The sequence below is a fragment of the Bradyrhizobium sp. UFLA05-108 genome (assembly GCF_059803455.1).
The window spans coordinates 63,322-90,049 of the sequence record NZ_JBANAZ010000017.1 but is presented as its reverse complement, the minus strand read 5'-3'; the positions used below and the strand labels follow the sequence as shown (position 1 = coordinate 90,049).

General features: G+C 61.5%; 21 protein-coding genes, 2 tRNA genes and 1 pseudogene. 7 read left to right on the top strand and 17 right to left on the bottom strand.

Annotation, left to right across the window (positions count from 1 at the left end):
- Nucleotides 1-1,671, bottom strand: a complete 1,671-nt coding sequence (locus tag SO140_RS15110; protein WP_449378939.1) for a peptide ABC transporter substrate-binding protein — start codon at nucleotides 1,669-1,671, stop codon at nucleotides 1-3.
- The gene (locus SO140_RS15105; RefSeq protein ID WP_449378940.1) at nucleotides 1,668-3,359 is read right to left on the bottom strand and encodes an ABC transporter ATP-binding protein; all 1,692 of its coding nucleotides are present in this window, start codon (nucleotides 3,357-3,359) and stop codon (nucleotides 1,668-1,670) included. Before SO140_RS15105 ends, SO140_RS15110 begins: the two co-directional genes overlap by 4 nt.
- A 646-nt stretch (nucleotides 3,360-4,005) precedes the next feature.
- Between SO140_RS15105 and SO140_RS15100 the strand changes: the two genes are divergently transcribed.
- Nucleotides 4,006-5,331: an NAD(P)/FAD-dependent oxidoreductase gene (locus SO140_RS15100; RefSeq protein WP_449378941.1), complete on the top strand. Its 1,326-nt coding sequence runs from the start codon at nucleotides 4,006-4,008 to the stop codon at nucleotides 5,329-5,331.
- Between the two features lie 114 nt (nucleotides 5,332-5,445).
- Entirely contained in the window at nucleotides 5,446-5,922 is a 477-nt protein-coding gene (locus SO140_RS15095) for an Lrp/AsnC family transcriptional regulator (RefSeq protein ID WP_449378942.1), read from the top strand.
- A 16-nt stretch (nucleotides 5,923-5,938) separates the two neighbouring features.
- Here SO140_RS15095 and SO140_RS15090 read toward each other — a convergent pair whose 3' ends face one another.
- Nucleotides 5,939-7,315 (bottom strand): aspartate aminotransferase family protein, encoded by a 1,377-nt coding sequence (locus SO140_RS15090; protein ID WP_449378943.1) that lies wholly within the window; start codon nucleotides 7,313-7,315, stop codon nucleotides 5,939-5,941.
- A 343-nt stretch (nucleotides 7,316-7,658) separates the two neighbouring features.
- Between SO140_RS15090 and SO140_RS15085 the strand changes: the two genes are divergently transcribed.
- A complete protein-coding gene (locus SO140_RS15085) occupies nucleotides 7,659-8,348 on the top strand; it encodes a haloacid dehalogenase type II (protein WP_449378944.1) in 690 nt (229 codons plus the stop codon).
- Between the two features lie 132 nt (nucleotides 8,349-8,480).
- Here the strand turns inward: SO140_RS15085 and SO140_RS15080 are convergent, their stop codons facing one another.
- From SO140_RS15080 to SO140_RS15070, 3 genes are all read right to left on the bottom strand, one after another.
- Nucleotides 8,481-9,938, bottom strand: coding sequence for an NAD-dependent succinate-semialdehyde dehydrogenase (locus SO140_RS15080; protein ID WP_449378945.1), 1,458 nt, complete (start codon nucleotides 9,936-9,938; stop codon nucleotides 8,481-8,483).
- 207 nt (nucleotides 9,939-10,145) lie between these two features.
- The gene (locus tag SO140_RS15075) at nucleotides 10,146-10,502 is read right to left on the bottom strand and encodes a cupin domain-containing protein (RefSeq protein WP_449378946.1); all 357 of its coding nucleotides are present in this window, start codon (nucleotides 10,500-10,502) and stop codon (nucleotides 10,146-10,148) included.
- 12 nt (nucleotides 10,503-10,514) lie between these two features.
- Nucleotides 10,515-11,438: a 2-hydroxyacid dehydrogenase gene (locus tag SO140_RS15070; protein WP_474799134.1), complete on the bottom strand. Its 924-nt coding sequence runs from the start codon at nucleotides 11,436-11,438 to the stop codon at nucleotides 10,515-10,517.
- Between the two features lie 325 nt (nucleotides 11,439-11,763).
- Between SO140_RS15070 and SO140_RS15065 the strand changes: the two genes are divergently transcribed.
- A complete protein-coding gene (locus SO140_RS15065) occupies nucleotides 11,764-12,642 on the top strand; it encodes a GNAT family N-acetyltransferase (RefSeq protein ID WP_449378948.1) in 879 nt (292 codons plus the stop codon).
- Nucleotides 12,643-13,242: 600 nt separating this feature from the next.
- Here SO140_RS15065 and SO140_RS15060 read toward each other — a convergent pair.
- Nucleotides 13,243-13,393: transfer RNA gene (locus tag SO140_RS15060), tRNA-Lys, on the bottom strand.
- 198 nt (nucleotides 13,394-13,591) lie between these two features.
- Between SO140_RS15060 and SO140_RS15055 the strand changes: the two genes are divergently transcribed.
- Together SO140_RS15055 and SO140_RS15050 are read left to right on the top strand one after the other, a co-directional pair.
- Nucleotides 13,592-14,401 carry a hypothetical protein gene (locus tag SO140_RS15055; RefSeq protein WP_474799136.1) on the top strand — a complete coding sequence of 270 codons (810 nt, stop codon included), beginning with the start codon at nucleotides 13,592-13,594 and terminating at the stop codon, nucleotides 14,399-14,401.
- A 31-nt stretch (nucleotides 14,402-14,432) separates the two neighbouring features.
- Nucleotides 14,433-14,664, top strand: a pseudogene (locus SO140_RS15050) (IS5/IS1182 family transposase); the annotation flags it as partial.
- Nucleotides 14,665-14,935: 271 nt separating this feature from the next.
- Here SO140_RS15050 and SO140_RS15045 read toward each other — a convergent pair.
- The 5 genes from SO140_RS15045 to SO140_RS15025 form a co-directional block, all read right to left on the bottom strand.
- Nucleotides 14,936-15,011 (bottom strand) — tRNA-Lys (locus SO140_RS15045).
- Between the two features lie 166 nt (nucleotides 15,012-15,177).
- Entirely contained in the window at nucleotides 15,178-15,759 is a 582-nt protein-coding gene (locus tag SO140_RS15040; protein ID WP_449378950.1) for a Spy/CpxP family protein refolding chaperone, read from the bottom strand.
- Nucleotides 15,760-15,992: 233 nt separating this feature from the next.
- Nucleotides 15,993-16,994 (bottom strand): TRAP transporter substrate-binding protein, encoded by a 1,002-nt coding sequence (locus SO140_RS15035; protein ID WP_449378951.1) that lies wholly within the window; start codon nucleotides 16,992-16,994, stop codon nucleotides 15,993-15,995.
- Nucleotides 16,995-17,207: 213 nt separating this feature from the next.
- Entirely contained in the window at nucleotides 17,208-18,770 is a 1,563-nt protein-coding gene (locus SO140_RS15030; RefSeq protein ID WP_449378952.1) for a 2-isopropylmalate synthase, read from the bottom strand.
- 445 nt (nucleotides 18,771-19,215) lie between these two features.
- Nucleotides 19,216-20,307: a hypothetical protein gene (locus tag SO140_RS15025; protein ID WP_449378953.1), complete on the bottom strand. Its 1,092-nt coding sequence runs from the start codon at nucleotides 20,305-20,307 to the stop codon at nucleotides 19,216-19,218.
- A gap of 198 nt (nucleotides 20,308-20,505) precedes the next feature.
- Between SO140_RS15025 and SO140_RS15020 the strand changes: the two genes are divergently transcribed.
- Nucleotides 20,506-20,745, top strand: coding sequence for a hypothetical protein (locus tag SO140_RS15020; RefSeq protein ID WP_449378954.1), 240 nt, complete (start codon nucleotides 20,506-20,508; stop codon nucleotides 20,743-20,745).
- Nucleotides 20,746-20,774: 29 nt separating this feature from the next.
- On the opposite strand, the gene SO140_RS15015 is transcribed toward SO140_RS15020, so the two are convergent.
- The 5 genes from SO140_RS15015 to SO140_RS14995 form a co-directional block, all read right to left on the bottom strand.
- A complete protein-coding gene (locus SO140_RS15015) occupies nucleotides 20,775-22,088 on the bottom strand; it encodes a solute carrier family 23 protein (protein WP_449378955.1) in 1,314 nt (437 codons plus the stop codon).
- An 82-nt stretch (nucleotides 22,089-22,170) separates the two neighbouring features.
- Entirely contained in the window at nucleotides 22,171-23,007 is an 837-nt protein-coding gene (locus tag SO140_RS15010; protein ID WP_449379006.1) for an SDR family oxidoreductase, read from the bottom strand.
- 118 nt (nucleotides 23,008-23,125) lie between these two features.
- Nucleotides 23,126-24,073, bottom strand: a complete 948-nt coding sequence (locus tag SO140_RS15005; protein WP_449378956.1) for an ABC transporter substrate-binding protein — start codon at nucleotides 24,071-24,073, stop codon at nucleotides 23,126-23,128.
- A 98-nt stretch (nucleotides 24,074-24,171) separates the two neighbouring features.
- Nucleotides 24,172-25,212 (bottom strand): ABC transporter permease subunit, encoded by a 1,041-nt coding sequence (locus SO140_RS15000; RefSeq protein WP_449378957.1) that lies wholly within the window; start codon nucleotides 25,210-25,212, stop codon nucleotides 24,172-24,174.
- Nucleotides 25,205-26,728: a sugar ABC transporter ATP-binding protein gene (locus tag SO140_RS14995; protein WP_449378958.1), complete on the bottom strand. Its 1,524-nt coding sequence runs from the start codon at nucleotides 26,726-26,728 to the stop codon at nucleotides 25,205-25,207. The genes SO140_RS15000 and SO140_RS14995 overlap by 8 nt, the downstream gene beginning before the upstream one ends.

Here is a 26,728-nt window from a genome sequence, read left to right as displayed (position 1 = left end):
TCAACTCGCCCAATACCAGGCCAGCGCGTTCCAGGACTCCGTGCGCGTATTGCCATTGGGCACGAAACCGTTGATCCCCTTCTTGAGGCCTTCGACCGCATTGCTCTGGTACAGCGGCAGGAAGGGGAGATCGCGACGGACGAGCTCCTGGACGCGAGAGTAGATCGCGCGGCGGGCTTCAGGATCGAAGGTTCGCGCGCCCTTGTCGAGCAGGGCATCGACCTCCGGATTGTTGTACTGCGCATTGTTCGAACCGCGACCGCCTTTCACGGCGATCGAACGCGAGTGCAGGCGATTGGTGACATCAGGGTCGGCGCCGATCAGATACGAGCTGCCGACGATCACGGAATCGAATTGCGATTGCGTCCAGAACTCGCCCCACATCACGGCAGCGGGTAGGTTCGATATCTTCATCTCGACGCCCAGCTGCGCGAAGGTTTGCTGCAGGAACTGCTGCACCTGTTCGCGCAGGGGATCGCCGGACGTGGTCGAATTGGTAAAGGACAGGCGAACGCCGTTCTTGGCACGAATGCCGTCCGCGCCCTTTGCCCAGCCGGCCTGATCGAGAATCTTACCCGCGCGATTCACGTCGAATTGGTGCAGCGGCAGATTGGCATTGAAGAAGAATGACTGCCGCGGCATGAACGTCTCTGTTGGCGTCGGCACGCCATAATAGAGCCCCTGGATGATCGCCTCCTTGTCGATCGCAGCGTAAAGCGCCTCGCGAACGGCAAGCTCCTTGAACTGCGGGCGCTCGAGGTTCAGGTAGAAGGATTCGAACGAGGTCCTTGGGACGAGGGTCACGACGCGGTTCGGCAGCGACTTGGCTTCCCCATAGTGGTCAGGGGTGATGTAGGGCTGACCGACCAGATCAACGTCGCCGCTCTTGAATTGGGTGTAGAGGACGGTGAGATCGGGAATGTATTTGAAGACCAGCCTCTCGATGTGAGGACCTTCCCCGAAATAGTCGGGGTTGGCTACGAGCTCGAGATGATCGCCGGCGACCCGCTGGCCCCATTTGAATGCACCGGTGCCGACCGGCGCCTGATTGAAGGCGGCGTTGTTCGGATTGGCCTCCTTCTCGAGGATGTGCTTGGGAACGATGAAGGTTTCGGTCAGGAAGGACAGATACGGCGCAAAGGCCTCTTCCATTCGCCACGAGATCTCCGTCGGCGAGATCACCGTGACGTCGCGCACGAGGGCATGGCCGGCGGTGCGCCAGCTGCGGAAGTTGGGATTCACAATCAGCTCAAGCGTGAACTTCACGTCCTCGGCGCTGAACGGCGTGCCGTCGTGCCAGCGAACATCGTCACGCAGGCGGATGCGCCATTTGAGACCGTCCTCCGAAATTCCGCCATTCTTCAGGTCCGGCACTTCCGCCGCAAGGTTGGGCTGAATGACGCCCTGCGGATCGATGCGGAAGAGCGCATCGAACACCGAGAAATGTACGCCATCATCGACTTCGATATGCACCATCAGCGGATTGAAAACGGTCGGCTCTTGCCCGAGCCCGACGATCACACGGCCGGTCGGCTTTTCCGCAGAGGCTCGTGCGAAAGCAGGCTTGCCCAGGAGATTGGGCGCGAAGAGGCCCGCCGCTCCGCCAAGTGCCACCATGCGCAGGGCATCGCGCCGCGAGTAGTTCGATGTGGTCGCAGAACGGCTCGTCATAACGTCTCTCCTTGCCTGTGGTGTCCGACGCCGCTTTCATCTTGGGACATGCCCCCGGCCTGCTCGCCGGGGATCGCTGCCACCAGTTCACGCGTGTAGCTGGATTTCGGGTCGAGGAAGATCTGAGACGGCGGTCCACGTTCCACGATTTGTCCTCGATGCATGACCGCGATTTCATCGCAGATCTGGCTGGCAACGCGCAGATCATGGGTGATGAAGATCATTGAGACGCCCGTCTCGCGCTGAATCTGGTCCAGCAGCTTCAGGATCTGGGCCTGGATCGATACGTCGAGCGCAGAGACCGCTTCGTCGGCAATCAGCAGCTTTGGCTTGAACATCAGCGCCCGGGCGATGCCGATGCGTTGGCGCTGCCCGCCGGAGAACTCGTGCGGATAGCGGTCGAAGGCTCCTGAATCCAGGCCGACATGGGACAGAAGCTCCCGCGCCCGATCGCAAGCTTCGCTGTAACGCATCCCATGCGCGACCGGACCGACTGTCAGGATTTGCCCGACCGTCGATCGCGGGTTGAGCGAGGCAAAAGGATCCTGGAAGATCATCTGGATCTTTGGCCGCAGCGGCCGAAACTCGGCTTCGGAAAGCTGAGCAAGGTCGCGGCCCTCGAACAGAATCGAGCCGCCGTCGCTGTCCATAAGCTTGATCAGCAATCGGCCGAGCGACGATTTCCCCGAGCCGCTTTCGCCGACGACGCCCAACGTGCGTCCCGACGTGAGATCGAAGGTGACGCCATTGACCGCGGGCACGATGCGCTGTGTACGGAAAAGTGCACTGCCGCTGCGATAGGTCTTTACGAGGCATTCAACCTTCAGGATGGGGGCCCTGTCAGCTGCGTCCAAGGGAACACGGTCCTTGCCGGTCAAGTGCGGCACGGCCGCGATCAGGCGTCGCGTGTAGAGGTGGCTGGGCGAGTTCAGGACCTGCTCGGCACTGCCCTGCTCCACGCAATGGCCTTTCTCCATCACCACAACATAGTCGGCAATCTCGGCCACGACGCCGAAGTCGTGCGTGATGAACATGACGCTCATCCCCTTGCGGCGCTGAATGTCGCGGATCAATTGAAGGATCTGCGCCTGGGTCGTCACGTCCAATGCCGTGGTCGGCTCGTCCGCGATCAGGATCGCAGGCTCAAGAGCCAGAGCCATGGCGATCATCACGCGCTGCCGCTGTCCGCCCGAAAGGCGGAATGGATATTGGTGATACATGAGCTGCGGATCGGGCAGACCCACTTCAATCAACAGCTCAATGGCCCGGCTGCGACGGGAGGCCGGCGTGCCGACATCGTGCGCGGCCATCACCTCCTCGATCTGCGCGCCCACGGTCATCAGCGGGTTGAGCGCCGAGAGAGGGTCTTGAAAGATCATCGAAACGACCCGTCCGCGCAGGCTGCGGAGCTTGTCGGGCGGGAGGCCGACAATGTTCATCCCATCCAGGTGGATCGCACCCGAGGAGACCCGGATCACCTTTGGCAGAAGCCCCATGATCGCGTTGGCGGTGACCGACTTGCCCGAGCCTGATTCCCCGATGATACAGAGAATCTGTCCGCGGTTCAGATCGAACGAGATGTTCTCGACGGCGTGGGCCCGCTCCATTCCTTCAGGCAGACTCACGATCAGCTCGCGCACCGACAGCGCGACATCAGCGGGGATTGTCACCTGGATGCCAGAGGCCATAAGAGCATCCTCCCGTTTCAAGCCAATGCCGCCATCTTGCTGCAGCCGGCGCCTTCGGCTCCTTGCGCCTCCACGCTCCCTGGACAGGTCGATAATTCGCCGCTCAACTTGCCATTCCTTCGTTGGAGGCTGCGACATGATTCAGGCCTCTTCGCGCAAGAAGCAAGAGCTGTTGCTCAGAGCGCAGCGCCGACCCGATCGGCCATATCGATCAAAGCGAAGCTCAGCTGACATCCACGTCATCGCTTCTGCGAAGGCCTGCTCCTGGGCACGGCTCATGCAAATTGCCTCCGTGGACTTTGGCCGATCGATCGCTTGGTTCTGCCGATCTTGGCGATTTGAGTCAGCCCGGAGTCGCCGAAAACGGCATCGAAGCAGCAGGAACTTCTGAAAACGAAGTCCGATTTGGCATTTCAGTCTGCGGCGCCGGCCCTGCCATGGCGCACGCCGGGAAGCGCCCGATGGATTGCAGGAGCACGTGCATCGGTCTCACCGCCTGCAAGCTGCAACGCAAGCAAAGGATTTTTGCAATAATAGCCTGTGTCAAAGCCAGTAAACCGCAGGATATTCGGTCTCATGATGAAAGTCCGCGGGGCCTGCCGCAATTCCTCGGTTACGCTACGCAACCACCGAGGATCCCAGTCCGATGAGCGCGCCGCTCCTGCATATCGAATCCAGTCCATCCCTGCCTCGTGAGGCGGACGTCGTCGTCATCGGCGGCGGCGTGGTGGGCGTGTTCACCAGCTACTACCTCGCCCGCCGCGGCCTCAAGGTCGCCTTGCTCGAAAAGGGCCGCGTCGCCGCCGAGCAATCCAGCCGCAACTGGGGATGGTGCCGCCAGCAGAACCGCGATGCGCGCGAGTTGCCGATCGCAACCAAGAGCCTCGATCTCTGGGAGAAGGTTGCCCATGAGACCGGTGAAGATATCGGCTTCCGCCGCTGCGGCCTGTTGTATTTGTCGAACGACGAAAGCGAGCTGGCGGGCTGGGCCAAGTGGCGAGACTTCGCCAGGACGGTGGGCGTCACGACGCACATGTTGAGTGCGGAAGAAGCGGACGAGCGAGGCAAGGCGACGGGCCGCAAGTGGAAGGGTGGCGTCTTCTCTCCAACGGACGGAACGGCAGATACCTCAAAGGCGGTGCCCATCGCCGCGCGTGCGATCATGGCCGCAGGTGGGACGGTGCACCAGCAATGTGCGGCGCGCGGCGTGGAGCTGAGTGGCGGCCGGGTCAGCGGCGTGGTGACCGAAGCCGGCACGATCCGGACGAAAACGGTGGTCATGGCAGGAGGCGCGTGGGCGTCCTCGTTCTGCAACCAGTTGGGAATTCGCTTCCCACAGGCGTCTGTCCGCCAGTCCATTCTCGCCGTGGCTCCGGGCGCCACCGGCCTGCCTGATGCCCTCCACACCGGCCTCGCCTCAATCACCCGGCGCGGCAATGGTGGATACACCCTCGCCATCAGCGGGCGCGCGCGCGTCGATCCGACGCCGCAGCAGTTCAGGTTCAGCCGTGAATTCCTACCCATGTTCGCCCGCCGGTGGCGAAGCCTTAGCCCTGGGGCTTTCGAGGGCCTGCGGCAGCGCCATGAATCCCTGGGCAAATGGCGGCTGGATGAGGTCACCCCAATGGAGCTGAACCGGACGCTCGATCCTCGCCCCGACATGAAGCAGATTCGCGCGACGCATCGACGAGCTTGCAAGCTCGTGCCGGAACTTGAGCACGTCGAAATTTCCAATGTCTGGGCCGGCTACATCGACAGCACGCCAGACGGCATCCCCGCGATCGGTGAAGTTGAATCGATTCCGGGGTTCATTCTTGCAGCGGGGTTCAGCGGCCACGGCTTCGGAATTGGCCCAGGCGCGGGGCATATGATCGCGGACGTCATTACGGGCAGCGCGCCAATCGTCGATCCGCGTCCCTACAGGCCGGAGCGGCTGAAAATGAGCGCCTGGGGCAAGGTCAGCGAGTTCTAAGACGCGGTTTGTGCCGCCGGTGGGAAAAGATGCTGGTTGATGCTATGACAAGGCGTATGACCCTGAAGCCTCAAAGCCTCCACACCGTTGTCGGCCCTATCTCATGGCATTGCTATGAAGCTCGATAAGATCGACATCAGGATTTTATGCGAACTGCAGAAGAACGGGCGGATTTCCAACGTCGAGCTCGCGGAGCTGATCAACCTGTCCCCGAGCCCTTGCCTGATGCGCGTCAAAAGGCTCCAGACGGAAGGCTTCATCACCGGCTATTCCGCCCAGATCGATGTTTCCAAGCTCGGACAAACCCTGACTGTCTTCGCCGAAATCACCCTCAAGAATCACCGGCGGATCGATTTCGCGCGCTTCCTCACGACCATCGAAAAGATCGACTCGGTGGTCGAATGCCATCTGGTTTCGGGCGGGTACGACTATCTCGTGAAATTCATCACGGCAGGCATCAGCGAGTACCAGGCGGTCATGGAGCGCCTGGTCGAGATGGATATCGGCATCGACAAATACTTCAGCTTCGTCGTGCTGAAGTCGCCGATCGTGAAATCTCATCTGCCACTCGAAAGCATATTCAACGGCTAGAGGACGGGCTCGGTCCTTATCCCATCATGGCCGCGCGAACGTCCTTGTCTTCGAGCGTCTGGTCGAGCGTCTTCCTGGTCCGCTCGATGATACCGTCGATGTCCGCATCCGTGCAGCACAGCGGCGGCGCATAGCCCAACACGCCTTGCGCGAAGGCGCGGATGACGAGACCGTTGTCCCAAGCGCGGTCAAAAATGCGACGCGCCGCGTCGGCTTCCGCCGGCAGAGGCGTCTTGCGCTCCTTGTCAGTCACGAGCTCGATCGCAGCCAGCATGCCGCGCCCCCTGATATCGCCGACGAGTGGATGATCGGCCAGCGCGCGAAGACCCTCCATGAGCCGATGCCCGGCCTTCCGGCCGTTTTCCAGCAAGCCGTTTTCATAAAGATCAAGGCACGCAAGCCCGACGGCCGCGCTGACCGGATGGGCGGAATAGGTATAACCGTGGCCCACGGCCGCCTTGCCGGCACCATCGGCAATGGTGTTGTAGATGCGGTCCGACATCAGCACGGCCCCCATCGGCACATAACCCGAGGTCAGTCCCTTTGCCGTGGTCATGAGATCTGGCACGACGTCATCCTCTTCGCAGGCGAAGAGCGGACCGACTCGGCCAAAGCCGGTGATGACCTCATCCGCGACGAACAGGATGTCGTGCTCCCGGCAAACACCATGCATGGCCTTCAGCCAAGACGGCGGTGGAACGAGGACGCCCCCTGATCCCTGTATCGGCTCGACATAGAAGGCGGCGACGCGTTCGGCACCGAGCTCGGCGATCTTGGCCCGCAGAGCGGCGACCGACGCCGCTATGATGGCCTGGGGATGGGAGCCGACAGGATTGCGATAGGCGTAGTGCGACGGGATTTTGTGCTGCCAATTGTATGGTACTCCGAAGCCCGCATGAAAGGCCGGCAGCGCGGTCAAGCCGGCCCCAGCCGTCGACGATCCATGATAGCCAGACTCGACGGAAATGAACTGATCCTTCTGTGGCATACGCTTGGCATGATAATAGTACCGAATGAACCGGATCGTGCTGTCGACGGCATCGGAGCCGCCCAGGGTGAAATAGACATGGTTCAGATCGCCAGGCGCCAATTCAGCCAGCCTTGCGGCGAGCCGGATGGCCGGGTCGGAACCCAACCCGAAATAGCCCGTCGCATAAGGCAGTTCGCGCAGCTGCCTCAAAGCCGCTTCAACGATGCTGTCCTGTCCGTAGCCCGCATTGACACACCACAGCCCGGCAAAGCCGTCCAGCAATTGACGGCCCGAGACATCGGTCAGCGTCGCGCCCCTGCCTGACTTCAGCACGCGGACGCCAGTCGCCTCGTGGCTACGATACGATGAGACCGGATGAATCAGATGCGCGCGATCGAGCTCAATCAGCGAGTTGCTCAACATGTCGTCCTCCAGATCAACCGCAACAACTGTGCGGCTACCCCGATGTTTTCGCACTCAACGTAGGACAACCAGGACAGCAGTTGCTCCCAGGCTGGACATCGAGGAAGGGCATTTTGGCTGTCATTGACGATCGGCGCCGCATCTTATGCCGGCATCGGCCTGCGCCCGGCGCTGGCACTCAACTCGAAGGCGCCTCTTCGCACAACTCTCTGCCACAGCTGCGATCCGATACGACACAATCTGCTCCCGGTCACCGCGACAGCGGTGCTTTATCCGGTCGCCCGCCCGCTATGATCCCTGTCGTACCGGACCACGGTGCGCGAGGACCGAAAAGGAACGAGCCATGGCAACATTCAGACCGAAATACATCACCTTCGACTGCTACGGCACGCTGACCAATTTCGACATGGCCGGCGCGGCCACCAGAGTCTATGGCTCCGAGCTCTCGTCGCCAGCCATGACAAAGCTGATCAAGGATTTTTCGGCCTATCGCCTGGACGAGGTTCTCGGCGCCTGGAAGCCGTACTTCGAGGTCGTGCACAATGCGCTGGAGCGCGCGTGCAAGCGCAACGGCATCGTGTTTCGGCCGGAGCATGCCCAGCGCATCAATGAAGAGGTCCATACATGGGGTCCGCACGCCGACGTCCCAGCGGGTCTGGCCAAAGTTGCCAGAGAGATTCCGCTGGTCATCCTGTCGAATTCGATGAAGAATCTGATCATGTCGAACGTCGAAAAGCTCGGCGCTCCCTTCCACATGGTCATCACGGCGGAGGAAACCGGCGCATACAAGCCCCACATGAAGGGCTTCGAATATATGCTGGACAAGCTGGGCTGCGGGCCGGACGACATCACCCACGTCTCATCCTCTTTCCGCTACGACCTGATGACCGCCTACGATCTCGGCATCAAGAGCAAGGTCTGGGTGAACCGCGGTCACGAGCCCGCCAATCCCTTCTACGAATACACCGAGGTTGCTGACATCGGAGGGCTTGCTACAGCAGTCGGCCTCGAGCCCTTGCGCAAAAGCGCCTGAGCGCAGTCTTTTCGGGATCTCTCGCAACACTTCAGTTCTTGGAAAACTTCAATAGAGAGCTGCGCAGTAAAGGAAAAAGGGGGCGGTTCAGCCGCCCCCTTTCCTTGTTTCAGCTGTAGACCCGATGGCCGCTCAGTCCAGTCCGCCGACATGGAGCGCCTTGGTCTCGAGATATTCTTCAATCCCGAGCTGGGATCCCTCGCGTCCGAGGCCCGACTGCTTGACGCCGCCGAACGGCGCAACCTCGGTCGAGATCAGGCCGGTGTTCAAACCGACCATGCCGAACTCCAGCGCCTCGGCAACACGCCATGAGCGCTTGAGGTTTTCGGTGTAGAAATAGGCGGCAAGGCCGAATGGCGTACCGTTGGCGATCGCAATTGCCTCGTCCTCGGTCTCGAACCGGAAAAGCGGAGCGACCGGCCCGAAGGTCTCCTCCGAAGCGAGCAGCATCTCAGTCGTCGCACCACCGAGCACGAGAGGCCGGGCATATTGCCGTCCTTCCGGCACCATTTCACTCTGCGAGATGATCTTCGCGCCCTTATCAAGGGCGTCCACCACGTGCCGCTTGATCTTCTCGATCGCCGCGCCGTTGATCATCGGTCCGATTGCGACTCCCTCTTCCGTGCCAACGCCGACCTTCATTTTCGCGACCTGGCTGGCGAGCTTCTGTGCAAAGGCATCGTAAATGCCTGATTGCACGAGAATGCGATTGCAGCAAACGCAGGTCTGCCCGCCATTGCGGAATTTTGACGCAATCGCGCCCTCGACGGCCCGGTCGAGATCCGCATCGTCAAAGACGATGAACGGCGCATTGCCGCCGAGCTCGAGGCTAAGCCGCTTGATGTTGTCGGCGGCGCCCTTCATCAACAACCCGCCGACGCGGGTCGATCCGGTGAACGAGATCTTGCGGACGATTTCGTTGGCCATCAGCTCCGCGCCAATTTCCGCCGGCATGCCCGTCACGATGTTGATCACGCCCGCCGGAATTCCGGCCCGCTCAGCCAGAACAGCGATGGCCAGAGCCGAAAAAGGCGTGAATTCAGACGGTTTGATAACAACAGTGCAGCCCGCAGCAAGCGCGGGTGCGACCTTGCGCGTGATCATCGCGTTGGGAAAATTCCAGGGCGTGATGATCCCGCAGACGCCGACCGGCTCTTTCAGAACCAGAATGCGGCGATCGACGGTGGGCGCCGGGATTGTCGATCCGTTGATGCGGCGGGCTTCTTCCGCAAACCATTTGACGAAGGATGCCCCGTAACGGATCTCGCCGAGCGCTTCGGCAAGCGGCTTGCCCTGTTCCAGCGTCAGCAGGAGAGCCAGATCCTGCTCATGCCGACGCATCAGCTCATACCAGCGCTCCAGCAGCGCGGCGCGCTCTGCATGAGACTTGGTCTTCCAATGCTTGAACGCTGCGGCCGCGACGTCGATCGCTGCCCTGGTCTCGTCTCGGCCCATGTCGGGGATGGTGCCGAGCACTTTCTGGCTGGCGGGATCGACGACGTCAACGGTGGCTTTCGTGCTCGCATCCCGCCAGGCGCCGCCGATCAGGGCTTGCTGGCGAAACAGATCCGTGTCCTTCAACGCAATCATGGGCTTGCTCCTTGCCTTCGGGCCATCCCGCCATCTGCCTGGATCTGCGATCGGCGAGATGAAGCCGTCTCATGCAAGCAGTACAGGACCGGACGCCGCATTTTTCATCGAGAATGAAGCGTCTGGCCGCGTTGAATCTGGTCAGGCGCGGCCGCGGAGGTCGAATATTCTGAGGGGCCGCTTGATCGTGCTGCCCTCAGCGTCGTCTCAGTCATAATGGCAGACGTAGATTTTCCGCACGGTCTCGATCGTGCGCCAGACCCCGACGAAGCCGGGCTTCATCACAAAACTGTCGCCGGCACGGTAGGTCTTCGTCTCGCCACCCTTCTCCTCGATTTCGATGAGGCCCGAGAGGATGTGGCAGAACTCGAAGGTGGTGCCCTTGATGGAATGGGTCTCGCCCGGTGTTGCTTCCCAGACGCCGGTCAGCACCTTCTCGCCTTTCGAGGCGTCCTGGGCCCAAGTCTTGAAGGATGGATCGCCAGAGATGAGCCGTTCCGGCGCAGGTAAGGCGTTCTTCGGTGCGAAGTCCGGATTGGTGTCGATGGTGACCAGAAGTGACATGGCATTTTCCTGCTAGTAGCCGAGTGTTCGATCGACGAGGCCGATCGGGTTTCGTCCGGCGCGGTGGCGCCGAATGTTTTCTATGACGGATTGTGCTGCCGTATGCGGTTGAGTCACGGACGCGATATGCGGCGTGACGATCACCTTCGGATGGGACCAGAGCGGATGGCTTTCCGGCAGCGGCTCGGGATCGGTCACGTCAAGCATGGCTGCTGTCAGACGCCCGCTGTCGAGCGCCTCGATGAGTGCGCTCTGGTCAAGCTGCGGACCACGGCCGACGTGCAGCAGCTTCGCTCCCGCCGGCAGAAGCGAGAAGAGCCTTGCGTTCAGGATGCCGCTTGTTTGCTCCGTCAGCGGCAGAAGACAGACCAGGATATCCGTTCCTCGCAGGAAGTAGCCAAGCTGATCGTCGCCATGAAAGCAGGTAACCCCTTCGAACGCCTTTTTGCTGCGGCTCCATGCGGCAAGCGGAAATTGAAAAGGCCTCAAGCGGTCGATTACAGCTTGCGCCAGCATGCCAAGCCCCAGAAAGCCAACACGCCGATCAGTCGCCTGGGACGATGCTAGCGCCTGCCAAACGCCCCGTCTCTGCTGCTCCCGATACGCGAGCATCTCGCGATGCAGCGTCAGCACGCCGAGGACGACGTATTCCTGCATCATGCGAACGATGCCATCCTCCACCATGCGCACGACCTTCACGTGGCCGGGTATGGCCTCCGGCCTGAACTGATCGACACCGGCGCCGATGGAAAAGAGCACTTCCAGATTACAAAAACGCGAGAGATCGTCGGGCACGTTCCAGGTCAGCAGGTACCGCACCTTTCCCGGGTCGAAACTCTCGCTGCAATGATGGAATTCCAGATCGGGGAGCTCGCGCGCAAAGACCTCGCGGAAGACTGCCGCCCTCGCAGCATCGGAATTAAACAAAAATGCCATCGCTACACGCCTCTGCCTTGCCTGGCGTGTCGACGACGCCGGGAAAAGCGACTAGCCTCGCAACACGTCCTTGAGCATCCACAGCGACTCACTCTGCCTGCGCAGTTTGCCTGATATCGCGAGGGTAGCTGCGAGCCGGAGCTTTCCCTGCCGAATTGCGCGGCGAGACAAGCCGAAGATTTCGAAAAGAAGGCCCAAACAGGGGAAACCTGCCGAGTTTCCGTGCGATAGTGCGGCGAAATACTCCCGCTGCCCTATTGTGGCGGGAGAGAAAAGGCGCGATGCGCGAGAGACTGGCATCCCGCGAAGGAACGGACGGGTCGAGATGGGACGAACGGTACGCGTGAAGTCCTTCGAACTGGCTGCGAAAGACATCAACGACGTTGATGTGACGCTGCTCCACGCCCTCTCGACCGGGGTTGGCTGGCCCCATCGGCCCAAGGATTGGGATTTCTTGCGCCGCGCAGGTCATGGGATCGTAGCCGTTGATGGCATCGGACGGGTCTTCGGCAGCGCGATGTGGTTTCCACATGGCCGCGATTTCGCGACCATTGGCTTGGTGATCACATCGCCCCGAACCCAGGCTCAGGGCACCGGCCGCTGGCTCATGGAGCAGGTGTTCGAGCGGTGTGACGACCGGAATTTGACTCTCAATTCGACCGACGCGGCGTACCACCTCTATCTTTCCCTGGGCTTCACGAAGGAAGCCACCGTGTTTCAGTGGCAAGGAGAGGTCGTGTCACCACCGCCACCGGTGCCGACTCTCGACGGCGAATTGAGCTCGCCGTCTGCCGAGAATTTCAAAGAGATCGCAGCACTGGATGAACGCGCGTTCGGAACCAACCGCCAGAGACTGCTTGCATTGCTTTCCGAAAGCGCGTCAATCTGCGTCTTGCGCCGCGGCGGAGCGACCGTCGGGTACTCCATGAAGCGCGAATTCGGGCGCGGCCACGTGATCGGGCCCATCGTCGCCAGCAATGATTGTGACGCGATCCATCTCACGGCCATGCATCTCAAGGATCTCGCCGGAAGGTTCGCCCGCGTGGATACGCGGGAGCAGACGGGTCTGTTTGCCGACTTTCTTCAACAGAGCCGCCTCGGGATGAACGACACAGTCACGACCATGTCCAAGGGACGGCGATTCCTGAACCGAAAGGAAAACGAGCCGTGGGTCTACGGATTGGCCGGTCACGCCTTGAGCTGAAGCTCTGAAGCATCGGACGGAGAAGGGCTCAAGCGACAGGCAAACTGTTTCCAGGTCCCATGAGGATTCTATCGCTGCCAGCCTTGGCGTGCATTCGGCCCAATCGACGAATTTAAGCGCGCAAAATCGTAGTTTGGCGTGCCAAATCGCACAAATGGCGGAGAGAGTGGGAGTCAAACACACGATTCAGATTGTGGTGCTGAATTTCAGCCAACTAGCCACCCGCCGTTAGGTTCGGAGCGCACGCAACGACGGCCGAAGCTCGCCCTCGATGGATTTTTCTTGATCCGTGCACACGTTGGGCACACGCCGTCTTCCGGTTGTAAGTCTTGAAGTCTGCTCCAATCCATGACCGGACGGATTTGTGTCCTGCGGCGAGCTCTCCGGCACCTGGCCCAATAGTTCGCCTCAATATCCTATTCTACGATGTGCGGATTTTCTTTCTGTACTCAGGTCACCGACGCATGCATCTTGCCCAGAAGAAAGGCGCAAAGACCACCCTCGGCTTTGAATAGGATCGAGACTGAAAGATCAGCTCGATAGCCGCTGACCACTTGTCGGAATGGCCGCCTCGCAAGCTACCTAAGCTATTGAAAAGCTTGGTGGGCGCACCAGGGCTCGAACCTGGGACCCGCTGATTAAGAGTCAGTCATTTAGATAGATATTTCAATGACTTAAATGTAAAACTTGGCATTAGCAGGCCGATACAAATCAATTGCTTACAGCAGAATTGTAAATCGCAATGCGGCCCGCAATTGGCCTTTTGGCGCCTGCAAACGGTTCTACCCGAGGTTATCGTTTTCAATGGACTTGGGTGAACCATTTTGCGGAATCCCTAGGGTCGAGCTGGGTCGCGCTTGAGGATGCGCACCTCACGCACGAGCGTGACGCAGTGCGAGAATCGCAGCACCAGCTGAATAAGTTCAATGCGGCAGCATGAAGGCAGCGCATGAAAATTGACCGAGATGCCACGGTTGGAGGCCAACCTGCCAAGCTAGTGCGCGACCTCCTGGCCGATGCCACTAACTCCGATGGCTTTCATTCCGATTTAGTCGATGAGCACATATTGAAGGCATGGTGGCGCTCGACCATCGACACGTTGATTGAGGAAGGCAAGATCGATCGTCAAAATCGCGGCCAGGCTCTACGCAATTGGACCATGGCACGGGATCGCGAAAAGATTTTCGGAGTGCGTTTGCCCAATGCGCCAGATCTCCCGGCTCAGACGCGCAATTTGATTGAAGCACTTCTGGCTCGCGATCTGATTCGCGAAGACGATCGGAAAAGCGACGGCCGCATCGTCTATCGCATTACGGACAAGGGCCACGCGACCGGGATGAAAACTCTTGCTCCCCGGATGACCCGCTCCACTGCCGAGGCCCTACTTCAGAAGACGCTTGAGCGCATCGCTAAGATCAACAATGACCCTGAGCTGCTCCACTACGTCACTGAAGTTCGTGTATTCGGCTCCTATCTCACCGACACTGACGACCTCGGTGATCTTGACCTAGCGATCAAGCTCGAGCGGAGGCGGGTCAAAGGTGAGTGGGTCAAGGCCTGCCACGATCTCGCGGACAAGAGTGGCAAGACGTTGAGTTTCTTTCAGAGATTGACTTACCCAGAGACCGAAATACGCCGCCGGATCAAGAACCGTTTGCCGCGCATCTCTTTGCACGAAACCAGCGAGCTTGACGAGAATCCGGAGATGGGCGGCAGAACTGTGTACACCTTCGCGGCGCCTGATAGATCAGATCAGTAATGAGTCTCGTGGCAATCATCACGCGCCACCGAGAGGCGAGTTGCCACCCGTCATCCGACGCATGAAGGCCGAAGGTCATCTCGGCCGCCGCTACCTCAAAGGCCGCACTGGTGACGCCGCCAACGCCTCCTCTCAGCCGTCGGCCACAACTTCCGCCTTCTCGCCTCGCTGAGAACTTTTGGGCCTGTTCCTGGGTGGGCCTGTTCCTGGGATTGCTATCGCGAACGCTCACAAGTCCTGCGCAGGTCAATCCGTCTTCTTAACGGACGACCCAATTCTGGTTCTGCAGCAAGACGTACCTCCGGGGATTGTCCGTTTTGCTCGCCCTAGCATCCTATTCTACGACGAGCACGTAATCGACCTGTGCCATTGGATCCGCGCGCTGTATCAAATGGGATGAAGATACAGAAACAAGGAAGGATAAGTCGCACCGCAATCCGGCCCGCGACGTCCGACTACAAAAACCGTCGCACGAGACCCGTTTTGTTCTCGGCGACCACTCTCGTAATTTACTGAAAAAGAGGGGTTTTTGTTTGGTGGGCGCACCAGGGCTCGAACCTGGGACCCGCTGATTAAGAGTCAGCTGCTCTACCAACTGAGCTATGCGCCCGAAAGGCGGCTAACGCCTTGCGAGGCCGGTCGTTTAGCAAAGCGATCCTGGGAAGGCAAGCGATGTGGACGAGGTTTTCCAAGGCTTCGTCCGATTTCCGGGAAAAGCAAAAAGCCGCCGGATTCCAGCGGCTTCGTGCGCATTTATCCGGGGAATCCCGGTCCTCTTACAGGCGTCCGCCGTCCCGATCCGGCCCGCCATCCCGGTCGCCGCCGTGGAAGCGGTCCATGCCGCGGTCCATCATGCGATCCATGCCGCGCTCCATGAAGCGGTGGTGCCAGCCGCCTTCGCCGCCGAACGGGCCCTGGTGGCGGGTCAGGACGGCCAGACGCCGCTTCTGACCCTCATCCAGGGTCTTGTAGAGGGGATCGGCGGCATCGGCGATCTTCTTCAGCGCCGCGGACGTCGCGCCCATGTCGTCAGCGCGCTGGCGCAGGCGGGCGACCGGATCATCCGTCCTGTCGGCATCGCCCGGGCCAGCGTTCATTCGCGCATTGGCGCGATCGATGCGTAGCTTGGCGAAGTCGCGCACGGCGGCCTCGACAGGCGGCCACAGCTTCTCCTGGTCGGCATTCAGCTTCAAGCCGGCATGCACCGCCGCGATGCGCGCATCGACCAAGGCGGCACGGTCTTCCGGATTCATGCGCATGTGACGCATGTGGTCGGAGAAGCGATGATATTGCGCGTAGACAGCGCCGGAGCCGGCGATGCTGAGCACCGCGATAGCGGCGATGGCGAACTTCCTCATACGAACCTCCTCTTCCAAGGTTCCCTGAAGATGGGCGCCATTTGCACCGTGTTCAACTTACAACTTCGATAGAGAGGCCAGTCTTACCAAGATGTAATCAAGACATATCCAAACACCGCATTGCAAACACCGCTTCCATTGTCGCAGTTTGAAATCATTCGCAACAATGGTCGCCAAACGAATGAAGGGCTTCCGCGGCGCACGCGGAAGCCCTTCTATAATCGCAGGCTATCTCAGTTCGTCGCGCTCTTCGCTTCCTTCTGGAATTCGTCGATGAGCGGCTGGCCGACGCGGCTCGCGGCATCCTTGTAGACCGGCTCCATCGCCTTGCGCATCGCCTCGTCCTGTTCCGGCGTCAGCGCAATGATCTCGTTCTTGCCGCTCTTCTTGATCTCGGCGAGCGCATCGTCATTCTCCTTCTGCGACTGCGCGTTGTTGAAATCGGTCGCTTCCTTCATCGCCTTGGCAAGCTGGTCGCGGACATCGGTTGGCAGGTCGTCCCAGAACTTCTTGTTCACGATCACGACGTAGCCGATGTAGCCGTGATTGGTCTGGGTGATGAACTTCTGCACCTCGTGCATTTTCTGGGTGTAGATGTTGGACCAGGTATTCTCCTGCCCGTCGACGACGCCGGTCTGGAGTGCTTGATAGACCTCGGAGAACGCCATCACCTGCGGCAGCGATCCCAGCGCCTTGAACTGAGCCTGGAGCACGCGCGAGGACTGGATACGAAATTTCACGCCCTGATAGTCGGCCGGCGTGATCAGCTTCTTGTTGGCACTCATCTGCTTGAAGCCGTTATCCCAATAGGCAAGGCCGGTGATGCCCTTGGCGTCCAGCAGCTTGAGCAGTTTTGCGCCGAGCGGACCCTCCGTCACTTTCCGCAGCGTCTTCAGGTCAGGGAGGATGTAGGGCAGATCGAACACCTCGAACTCGCGGATGCCGAGCGGGCCGAACTTGGAGTTCGACGGCGCCAGCATCTGCACGCTGCCGAGCTGGAGCGCCTCGAGCTCTTCCTTGTCCTTGTAGAGCGTCGAGTTCGGATAGACCTCGACCTTCACCTTGCCGCCGGTATATTTCTCGGCAAGCTCCTTGAACTTCTCGGCCGCCTTGCCCTTCGGCGTATCGGTCGCGACGACGTGGCTGAACTTGATGACGATCGGGTCGGCGGCTGCCGAACCGGCAAGCCCCAGAACCAAAGCCGCGACGGATGCCGCGATCGCGAAGGTGCGCATGATGTCTCCCTTGTTATTGTTTGGGCCGCCCGGTGCGCGGGCGGCCCATCCTTGTGCTGGCTGCATCAATACAGGCCGGCGCACACCGGCGCTATTGGCCGTTAGCAGGGCAGGTATTCGGCGTCATTCCGGGGCAGTTCGAAGAGCCGAACCCGGAATCTCGGGATTCCGGGTTCGTGCTTCGCACGCCCCGGAATGACAAGCCAACGTTCGTCAGCTCGCCGCTGCCGTCTGCACCGTATCGCGCTGGCGCTTCATGACGATCTTATTGAGCGCGCCGAGATAGGCCTTGGCGGAGGCCACCAGCGTGTCCGGATCCGCCGCGCGTGCCGTCATTGATCGGCCGTCATGGGACAGACGGACCGATACTTCGGCCTGCGCGTCGGTGCCTTCGGTGACTGCGTGAACCTGGTACAATTCGAGCTTGGCCTCGTGCGGCACCAGCGCCTTGATGCAGTTGAAGACGGCATCGACCGGACCGTTGCCCTCGGCTTCCTCGATCCTGGTCTGGCCGTCGACATCGAGCTTCATGGTCGCGCGCTGCGGACCATGGGTGCCCGCGATCACGGTCAGCGAGGTCAGCTTGATGCGGTCGTGGGAGGCCGCCATTTCCTCGTCGACCAGCGCCTCGATGTCCTCGTCGTAGATGTCCTTCTTGCGGTCGGCCAGCGCCTTCATCCGCGCAAATGCATCTTCCAGCTGGTTCGGGCCGAGCTTGTAGCCCATCTCCTCCAGCTTGTGCACGAAGGCGTGGCGGCCGGAATGCTTGCCGAGAACCAGCGAGGACTGCTTCAGGCCGACCATCTCCGGCCGCATGATTTCGTAGGTCGAGGCATCCTTCAGCACGCCGTCCTGATGGATGCCGCTCTCATGCGCGAACGCGTTCCGGCCGACGATCGCCTTGTTGTACTGCACCGGGAACGAGGTCGCCGCAGACACCACCTTCGAGGCGCGGGTGAGCTGCGTGGTGTCGATCTTGTTCCAGTACGGGAATTTGTCGTTGCGCACGTTGATCGCCATCACGATCTCCTCGAGTGCGGCGTTGCCAGCGCGCTCGCCGATGCCGTTGATGGTGCACTCGACCTGACGCGCGCCGCCGACGACGCCGGCCAGCGAATTCGCAACGGCCATGCCGAGGTCGTTGTGGCAGTGCACTGAGAACACCGCCTTGTCCGAGTTCGGCACGCGCTCGATGAGCGTCTTCATGAAGTGGGTGTACTCATCGGGCGTGGTGTAGCCAACGGTGTCGGGGATGTTCACCGTGGTGGCGCCGGCCTTGATGACGGCCTCGACGATGCGGCAGAGAAAGTCCATCTCGCTGCGGGTGCCGTCCTCAGCCGACCATTCGACGTCGTCGATCAGATTGCGGGCGCGTGCGACCATGGCGACCGACGTCTCGATCACCTGCTCCGGCGTCTTATTCAACTTCACCCGCATATGCAGCGGCGAGGTCGCGATCACGGTGTGGACGCGGCCGCGCTTTGCAAATTTCACTGCTTCGGCGCAACGATCGATGTCGGCCGGATGCGCGCGCGACAACCCGGCGATGACGGCATTCTTGGAGCGGCGGGCGATCTCGCTGACCGCCTGGAAGTCGCCTTCGGAGGTGATGGGGAAGCCGGCTTCGATCACGTCGACGCCCATATCGTCGAGCAGCTCCGCAACTTCGAGCTTCTCCTCGAACGTCATGGTCGCGCCGGGGCACTGCTCGCCGTCGCGCAGCGTGGTGTCGAAAATAATGACGCGGTCCTTCTCGGACTTGTTCACGGGGGCCATTTCGAAATTTCCTTTAAGGTGGTGCGCCCTTCGATTGGCTCGAGCGCTTGAGGTGTCCGGTGATCTCGTACAACCCCTGAGTGCCCAGGCGCGTTTCGCCCAGCCGGCCCTCAGGGGCAGGTAAGAAGGAGCTCGCCAAGAAGGAGGGTGGGCAGGATCGCGGACCGGGACGCGGCGGTGCCGACGGCCAGAGCCGCCTCCCCCGAGATCCCATTTTTTTGGCCGCGAATCAGCATTGCCAGACCCTTTGAGCCACAAATCCTCGGCCAAAACCGTTGACGGTTCATTGCCGGGAGGCCCGTTGAGGCGTTTCTAGACGAGAAATGGCTGAAACTGCAACGCCAAAAGATGGTCAGGATAACTGACCTGATTGGAGCCTGACCTTGCCCTCGCCGGCTCCGCAGGCGAATGGAGCGAGCTGGCGGAGAAGATGCGGTGGATGCCCTCACCGCGCCCGCACGCGTTCGAACTCCGCCTGCGCCCGCGCGAACTTCTGATTGAACAGCCACATCGCATCGAGGATTTCACGGAAGCTCGCTGACGTTCTTGCCCTGTCTGCGCGTCCATAGGCAAAGATGCTGTTGTTGCGTAAGTATTTCATGACCGTCGGGTCAGAGACTCGGCTCCGAAGTAAGTTGCCCGACTTCAGCGCGGCTCGCGTCGCCGTCGGGATGATCTGGATGAGTTCGAAGAATTTCATCTGGTCGATCGGGTCCGGCAGCGTCTTGGCGATATCGGGGATCGCCGCGAAGAGATCCGCGTGGGCGTTCATGAGGCCGTCACGCACCGCGGTCCAGTGGTTGAGCCGATGGTCGAGGCTGACGCGCGCCTCCTCCTTGTCGTCGCGCGCGATCAGTTTCGGATCAAGTGAGGCGATGGACGGCCTGATCGCTTGCCATCGCTTCCGGCCATTGCGGTCTTCGGACGGGCCGGTCTGAAAGCTGCCGATATAGGTGTTGGAGCGCCCATTGCCGACATTCTGCTTGCCGTTGGTCTCGGCGAAGAACAGCCCCAGGCTGATACGGCCGGCCGCGTCCGCCCCCTTCGTATCCAATCCTTTCGCGCGCGCGATCGCAGTACCGAGATCGACGACGTCCTTGAATGGCGTCGGTGAGGCCTGCGCATTCGCGGGCGGCGCCTCCATGACGTCGAAAAGATTTCTGTACTCGTCGATCAGCGGTTCGATATCAGCGTCGAAATACGCCGCTGGAACCTCGTATTTGTTGGGCCGTCCGATCCGCGACGGAAGTACATCGGTGAGATCCTTGTAAGTGCTCATGACGTCGACGCGCGCCAGGTAAAGGGCTTGTCCCGGCAGGTTCGGAAGCGGCTCGTGCGCGTCGATCTGGCGGCGTCGCTGGCTGAGGATCGCCTTGAAGTCACTCAACGCCCGATTGTAGGCCTCGAGCGCTCCTGACTGCTTCGCGGTAAGCGCGGCTGGCTGCGCGTGCGCCGATGAGCCGACATTCACGACCCCACTCAAGGCGATTGCAACGGCAAGCGCCACGCTTGCGATGATATGGCGTCTCGCTTCCATGTCCGTCTTCAGCTCACGCGCTCAGCCTGTTGGCTTAATCGTAGTCATTGGGAACAAGGCCTTGAAGCGCCACCTCACGACAAGTGTCAGATGTTTGCAACACTGCAAACCTATTTGATCGGCGCCACAATCGCGCCGCAGGAATTTCCAAATCGAAAACGCAAGGTACGCCGGTGAATGCAACATCAGGGGACACTGATGCAAAAACTGCGGGCGATCGACGGCGATGCGGAGCGGGTCGGCTTCACCTTCTCATTTCAGATAGCGGATGGCGGCAAGCGGCGGGCCTGCTGTGTCAGGGTCGACGCCCCGAACTTCCACGACGCATCAGCGCTGTTCCGCGAGCGGTGGCCCGCCATCGAATCGGTGGCGCGCGACAGCATCAGATCCACGGATAGCGGCGACGGCGTCATCGCGCTCGAGCTACCTGTGGCCTGATGAAATCCGCACATCACGGCTTCCGCTGATCAGTTGCCCGCGTCCTTTGTGGCCAAAATCTGGTAGAGGATGATCGCGCCGAAGGTCGCAGTGCCGATGCCGCCCATCGTGAATGCGCCAAACTTCAGCGTGAGATCGCCGGCACCGGCAGTGAGCGCAACGGCGACCGTGATCAGGTTGCGCGGGTTGGAGAAGTCGACCTTGTTCTCGACCCAGATTCGCCCGGCCATCGCCGCGATCAGACCGAACAGGACGATCGACAGGCCGCCGATCACGGGACCCGGGATCGACAGAATCAGCGCGCCGAATTTCGGCGAGAAGCCGAGCAGGATCGATACTATCGAGGTCACCGCGAAAAGCATCGTCGAATAGACCTTCGTCGCCGCCATGACGCCGATGTTTTCGGCATAGGTGGTGACGCCGGTGCCCCCGCCGCAGGCGGAGACGATCGTGGCAAGGCTGTCGCCGAGGAACGCGCGGCCGAGATAGCCATCCAGGCTTCGGCCGGTCATCACGCCAATGGCTTTGATGTGGCCGAGATTCTCGGCAACCAGGATGATCGCGACGGGCGCGATCAGGAAGATCGCGTCGGCATGGAAGGTCGGCGTCGTGAATTTGGGCAGGCCTATCCAGGGCGCAGCGGCGAGTTGAGTGAAGTCGACCGGTTTGCCGAGACCCAGGCCATTGGCAAGCAAGAGATAAAGGAGATAGCCGCCAACGGCACCAACGATGATCGGCAGCCGCCGCCACAATCCCGGGGCTGCGACCGCGGTCAGGCCGATGATCAGGACGGTCAATAGTCCGACCCAGGTGTCGAACGCGCCTGCGCTCACGGCCTTCACAGCCACAGGCGCGAGATTGAGACCAATCGCGGCGACCACCGCACCAGTGACGACCGGCGGCATCAGACGCTCGACCCAGCCGACGCCGGCCCACATCACGATCAGCGCGATGATGCCATAGAGCGCGCCAGCGCCGACGATGCCGCCGAGCGCAACGTCGATATTGGGATTCGGTCCCTGCCCGGAATAGCCGGTCGCAGCGATGACGACGGCGATGAAGGCGAAGCTGGAGCCGAGATAGCTCGGCACACGTCCGGCTACGACCACGAAGAAGATCAGCGTGCCGACGCCGGAAAAGAACAGTGCGAGATTTGGGTCGAACCCCATCAGCAACGGCGCGATGATCGTGGCTCCCGACATCGCGACGCCGTGCTGGAGGCTGGCGATGATCGTCTGGCCCCAGGGCAGCCGTTCCTCGGGCAGGATCACGCCCGAGGTCTTCAGCTTCCAGCGTGGAAAGTAGCCGCTACCTTGCTCGTTAGAGCCCGTGGCCGTCGACATGATCCCCCTCCCCGATTGCCGCTTGTGTCACGCGCTGGCGCGCCCTTCGGGTTGACGCGGAGTGTAGCAGACGTCGGGAGTTCTAGCTCGCCCAGTTCTCGCGGAATTCCCCAAACAGCGTAATACCCCCGCAGGCGTAGATGGTCTGACCGGTGATGTAGCTCGACTCGTCCGAGGCGAGGAAGGCGAACACCGCGGCGATCTCGTCGGCCGTTCCAACCCGGCCGAGCGGGATGTGACTCTCGACGTCCGCGCGCTTTTTCGTATCCCCGGTCCAGGCTGCGTTGATCGGCGTGTCGATCGCGCCCGGCCCGACGGCGTTGACGCGAATGCCGCGGCCGGCAAATTCGAGCGCGAGCGTGCGGGTCAGATTCGCCATGCCGCCCTTGCTGATCGAATAGGCGAGATAGCCGGGCTTTGGAACGATCTGATGCACGCTCGAGCAGTTGACGATGGTACCGCCGCCTCCCCGGCTCACGAAATGCGCCAGCGCCTTCTGCGCGCAGAGCACGGCGCCGTTGAGATTGACGTCGATGATGCGCCGATAGGCCTCGATGTCGAGCGCCTCGCTCGGCGATTCCTTCTGGAAGCCGGCATTGTTGACGAGGCAATCGAGCCGCCGCCAGCGCGACAGCACCGTTTCAAACATCCGCGTGATGTCCGCCTCGACAGCGACATTGGCCTGAATGACGACATGATCCCGGTCGCCATGGCCGCGCTCGCGCGAGGCCGCCTGTGCAAGCGCAAGCGTGTTCTCCGCATCCGTACGGTGTTCCAGATAGTTGATGGCAACGGTCGCCCCTTCCTGCGCGAAGCGAACGGCGATCGCACGCCCGATCCCTTGGGACGCGCCGGTTATAAGTGCATATCGTCCAACGAGGCGGGATGCGAACGAGGTCGATGAATCGGATTGCTGCATAGGCGACGCACTCATGGGGGTTCTGTCGAACGGCACATGCCGCCGATCACAAACGCCTCCCGTCTTGCAGCGTTCCAGCGCCGCCCGCAAGGGGCGGCGCCGGCAAAGGCGATGCCGCTTACTGCGTGCGATCCGAGGTCCAGCCCTTGTAGTCGGCGACGTTGTCGCGCGTCACGAGCTTCGACGGCAGCAGTTCGACGGTCGAGGCGGGCTTCTGCCCGCCCAGGATGCCGACGCCGACCTGCACGGCACGGCGTGCCATGAAGAACGGATCCTGCGAGGCCGAAGCCTGGATCTGCGGCGACTGCGGATCTTTCAGCGCGGCCTCGATGTCGGGGGCGCCGTCGACGGCGGTGATGATGATGCCGGAGCGGCTCTGCTGGCGCGCGGCCAGATCAGTGCCGATCGCCTGCGGATCGTTGATCGCGAAGATGGCATCGATCTTCGGGAAGCGGGTCAGGTAGCCTTGCGCCACTGTGAGGCCACCTTCGCGCGAGCCCTTGCCGTCCTGGTCGCTGGACAGAACCTTGATGCCGGGGTTCTTGCCGAACACGGTCTTGCAACCGTTGACGCGGTCGATCACCGCGGAGACCTGCGGCCCGTTCTCGATGATCACGTCGCCTTTGCCGCCGAGCTTGTCGACGATGTACTGGCAGGAGATCTCGCCGGCCTGGACGTTGTTCGTGGTCACCGTGGCGTCGGCGCCTTCTGCCGCGGTATCGACCGCGACGACGATGATGCCGGCGGCCTGCGCTTTCTTGATTGCCGGGCCGATCGCCTTGGGATCGCCGGGGTTCAACAGGATCAGATCGACGCCGGCGGCGATGAAGTTGTCGATCTGGGTCACCTGCTTGCCGAGATCGTATTCGAAGCCGACGGTCGTGACCTTGACGTTGGGATTGGTTTTCTTGGCTTCGAACTCGGCGCCCTTCGACAGCGCGACGAAAAACGGGTTGCCGAGTGAACCGAGCGAGACGCCGATGGATTTGAGCTCCTTCGCCTGCAGCGGCGTGGAGCTCAGGGCAAGCGCCACGGCGGCGCTGGTAAGCGAGATCGTCTTCAACATTGGCTTCCTCCCTGGTCTGATTTGATGTCCCGCGCGGCTGACCAGTTGCCGCAACGGAGTTCCACAGCGCGAGTGGCCGTGCCTTCGCGCACCGATCGTCAGGTGCGCGCCGAGCCTTGAAGGCGGTAACGATCGAGCGCGACGGCGCCGATGATCACCAGTCCCTTGATGACGTATTGCCAGATGTCGGATACGCCGACCAGGATCAGGCCGTTCGACAGCACGGCGATGATCAGCGCGCCGACCAGCGTTCCCCAGATCGAGCCGATGCCGCCGACGAAGGAGGTGCCGCCGAGGATCACGGCCGTGATCGCATCGAGCTCGTAGCTTTGTCCGAGCTGCAAGCCGTTGGCTGCATAGAGCCGCGCCGCCTGCATCGCACCGCCAAGGCCGGCAAACAGTCCCGATACCCCGTAGACGAAGATCAGCACCGCCCAGACCTTGATGCCGGCAAGCCGCGCCGCGCTTTCATTGCCGCCGACCGCGTAGATATGCACGCCGAGCACGGTTCGGCGCAACACCAGCCAGGAAACGAGGATCACGAGCAGCGCAATCACCGATAGCCAGGGAATCGAGATCACGCCGGGAATGAGAGTAAGCGAGCCGTTGCCGATGAAGGCATAGGGAATGGAAGGGTTGAACACGGTGGTGTCGGCGCCGAGCAGGCGCGCCAGACCGCGCACGGCGGTGAGCGAGCCGAGCGTAACGATGAAGGGTGGCAGTCGCAGCAGCGCGATCAGCGCGCCATTGACGACGCCGAAGCCGAGCCCGGTGAGAACGGCGGCCGGCAGCCACAGCGCCCCGAGCTCGGGCAGTTTTGACAGGGTCAGCCCGGCCATCGCGGAGGCCGCCAGGATCGAGCCGACCGACAGGTCGATGCCGCCGGTGAGGATGACGAAGGTCATGCCCGCCGCCAGCACGGTGTTGACCGCGGCCTGCTGCAGCACGATGCCGAGATTTTGGCCAGTGAAGAAACGGCCGTCCGACAGGTAATGAAAGCCGGCGCACAGCAGCAGCAGCACCGGCAGCATGCCGGCCGCCTGGATCAGGAGCCTGACCCGCTGGCGTTTCGTCTCCTGGGCAGCGGCAAGTCCGTTTGCCGTGGCCGCCTTTGTTGGTGAAGATCCCTGATCAGGCATCGAGGTGCTCCATCCCCGTCGCAAGTGCCATGATATCCTCCTCGGTCAGCGGCTGTGTCGCGGTTCGCCTGATCTCGCCTTCGACGTGCCCCAGTCGCATCACGATGACGCGGTCGCAGATGCCGATAATCTCGGGCAGATCGGACGAGATGATGAGGATCGCCGTGCCAGCCTTGGCGAGATTGTCGATGATCGAATAGATTTCGGACTTGGCCCCGACGTCGACGCCGCGCGTCGGCTCATCGAGGATCAGGACTTTGGGGCCGATTGCAAGCAGCCGCGAGAGCAGCACCTTCTGCTGATTTCCGCCGGACAGTCCGCCCGCGGGGACGCCGGCGTTGGCGGCGCGGATGCTTAAGCCCGCGAAAGCCCTGTCGGCGCGCTCACGCGCCTTGTCGCGATCGAGGAACCAGCCGAGCTTCGCATCGCGCCCAAGCACGGCAAGGTTAATGTTATCCTGGCACGACATGTCCAGGAACAGGCCGAGCGCCTTGCGGTCCTCGGTGAGGTAGGCGATGCCGGCCTCGAGCGCCTCGCCGGGTGTGCGGATGTCGATTGGCTGGCCTTCGAGTTCGACACGGCCGGAAATCTTCGGCGCGGCGCCGATGATCAGATGTGCAAGTTCGGTGCGGCCTGCGCCGATCAGGCCGGCCAGTCCCACGACCTCGCCCGCATGCACGGTCAGCGAACAGCCCTTGACGCGCTGCCCGTCGGACATATCGGTCGCGGTGAGTACCGGATGCCCCTTTCCAGCCTCGGGATCGTGGTCCTTCTTGTAGAAAGACGAGACGTCGCGCCCGACCATCATGCGGACGATGCTGTCGGCGCGGATGTCAGACTTGTCGAGCGAGCCGACCAGACGTCCGTCACGGAGCACCGTGACGCGATCGCCGAGCGCATAGACCTCGTCCATACGATGCGAGATATAGATGATGGCAAGCCCTTCGGCGCGCAGTTGCCGGACCAGCGCGAACAGCCGCTCGCTCTCGCCGGCCGACAGCGCGGTCGTCGGCTCATCCATGATCAGGATTTTGGAACGCGCGTGCAGCGCACGCGCGATCTCGACCAGCTGGCGCTGGCCCATGGAAAGATGTGCCACCAGCGTCGACGGGGTGAAGTCGGCGCCCAGCCGCTCCAGGATCGGGCCGACACCGACGCGCATGTCGCTGCGCGCGAGCAATCCAGAACGTGAGACCTCGCGGCCGAGATAAATATTCTCCGCGACGGTCAAGTTGGGGGCCAAGGACAGTTCCTGATAGATGATCGAGATGCCGGCAGCGCGGCCGCCGAGCGGGCCTTCGATCCGTACCGGCTTGCCCTCGATGCGGATCTCGCCGCCGGGATCGGGCCGGTAGGCACCCGATAAAATTTTCATCAGGGTTGATTTTCCGGCACCGTTCTCGCCCATCAGGGCGTGGACCTCGCCCGCATAGACGGTAAGGTCAACGGCGCGCAGCGCCTTGATACCGAAGAAGGATTTGGAGACCCCGCGCATCTCGAGGATCGGATCGTTCAT

What these genes read in the sequence shown, in the direction of transcription:
- SO140_RS15110 (WP_449378939.1), bottom strand. Translation starts at nt 1,671, where the DNA reads ATGACGAGCCGTTCTGCGACCACATCGAACTACTCGCGGCGCGATGCC.
- SO140_RS15105 (WP_449378940.1), bottom strand. Translation starts at nt 3,359, where the DNA reads ATGGCCTCTGGCATCCAGGTGACAATCCCCGCTGATGTCGCGCTGTCG.
- SO140_RS15100 (WP_449378941.1), top strand. Translation starts at nt 4,006, where the DNA reads ATGAGCGCGCCGCTCCTGCATATCGAATCCAGTCCATCCCTGCCTCGT.
- SO140_RS15095 (WP_449378942.1), top strand. Translation starts at nt 5,446, where the DNA reads ATGAAGCTCGATAAGATCGACATCAGGATTTTATGCGAACTGCAGAAG.
- SO140_RS15090 (WP_449378943.1), bottom strand. Translation starts at nt 7,315, where the DNA reads ATGTTGAGCAACTCGCTGATTGAGCTCGATCGCGCGCATCTGATTCAT.
- SO140_RS15085 (WP_449378944.1), top strand. Translation starts at nt 7,659, where the DNA reads ATGGCAACATTCAGACCGAAATACATCACCTTCGACTGCTACGGCACG.
- SO140_RS15080 (WP_449378945.1), bottom strand. Translation starts at nt 9,938, where the DNA reads ATGATTGCGTTGAAGGACACGGATCTGTTTCGCCAGCAAGCCCTGATC.
- SO140_RS15075 (WP_449378946.1), bottom strand. Translation starts at nt 10,502, where the DNA reads ATGTCACTTCTGGTCACCATCGACACCAATCCGGACTTCGCACCGAAG.
- SO140_RS15070 (WP_474799134.1), bottom strand. Translation starts at nt 11,438, where the DNA reads ATGGCATTTTTGTTTAATTCCGATGCTGCGAGGGCGGCAGTCTTCCGC.
- SO140_RS15065 (WP_449378948.1), top strand. Translation starts at nt 11,764, where the DNA reads ATGGGACGAACGGTACGCGTGAAGTCCTTCGAACTGGCTGCGAAAGAC.
- SO140_RS15055 (WP_474799136.1), top strand. Translation starts at nt 13,592, where the DNA reads ATGAAAATTGACCGAGATGCCACGGTTGGAGGCCAACCTGCCAAGCTA.
- SO140_RS15040 (WP_449378950.1), bottom strand. Translation starts at nt 15,759, where the DNA reads ATGAGGAAGTTCGCCATCGCCGCTATCGCGGTGCTCAGCATCGCCGGC.
- SO140_RS15035 (WP_449378951.1), bottom strand. Translation starts at nt 16,994, where the DNA reads ATGCGCACCTTCGCGATCGCGGCATCCGTCGCGGCTTTGGTTCTGGGG.
- SO140_RS15030 (WP_449378952.1), bottom strand. Translation starts at nt 18,770, where the DNA reads ATGGCCCCCGTGAACAAGTCCGAGAAGGACCGCGTCATTATTTTCGAC.
- SO140_RS15025 (WP_449378953.1), bottom strand. Translation starts at nt 20,307, where the DNA reads ATGGAAGCGAGACGCCATATCATCGCAAGCGTGGCGCTTGCCGTTGCA.
- SO140_RS15020 (WP_449378954.1), top strand. Translation starts at nt 20,506, where the DNA reads ATGCAAAAACTGCGGGCGATCGACGGCGATGCGGAGCGGGTCGGCTTC.
- SO140_RS15015 (WP_449378955.1), bottom strand. Translation starts at nt 22,088, where the DNA reads ATGTCGACGGCCACGGGCTCTAACGAGCAAGGTAGCGGCTACTTTCCA.
- SO140_RS15010 (WP_449379006.1), bottom strand. Translation starts at nt 23,007, where the DNA reads ATGCAGCAATCCGATTCATCGACCTCGTTCGCATCCCGCCTCGTTGGA.
- SO140_RS15005 (WP_449378956.1), bottom strand. Translation starts at nt 24,073, where the DNA reads ATGTTGAAGACGATCTCGCTTACCAGCGCCGCCGTGGCGCTTGCCCTG.
- SO140_RS15000 (WP_449378957.1), bottom strand. Translation starts at nt 25,212, where the DNA reads ATGCCTGATCAGGGATCTTCACCAACAAAGGCGGCCACGGCAAACGGA.
- SO140_RS14995 (WP_449378958.1), bottom strand. Translation starts at nt 26,728, where the DNA reads ATGAACGATCCGATCCTCGAGATGCGCGGGGTCTCCAAATCCTTCTTC.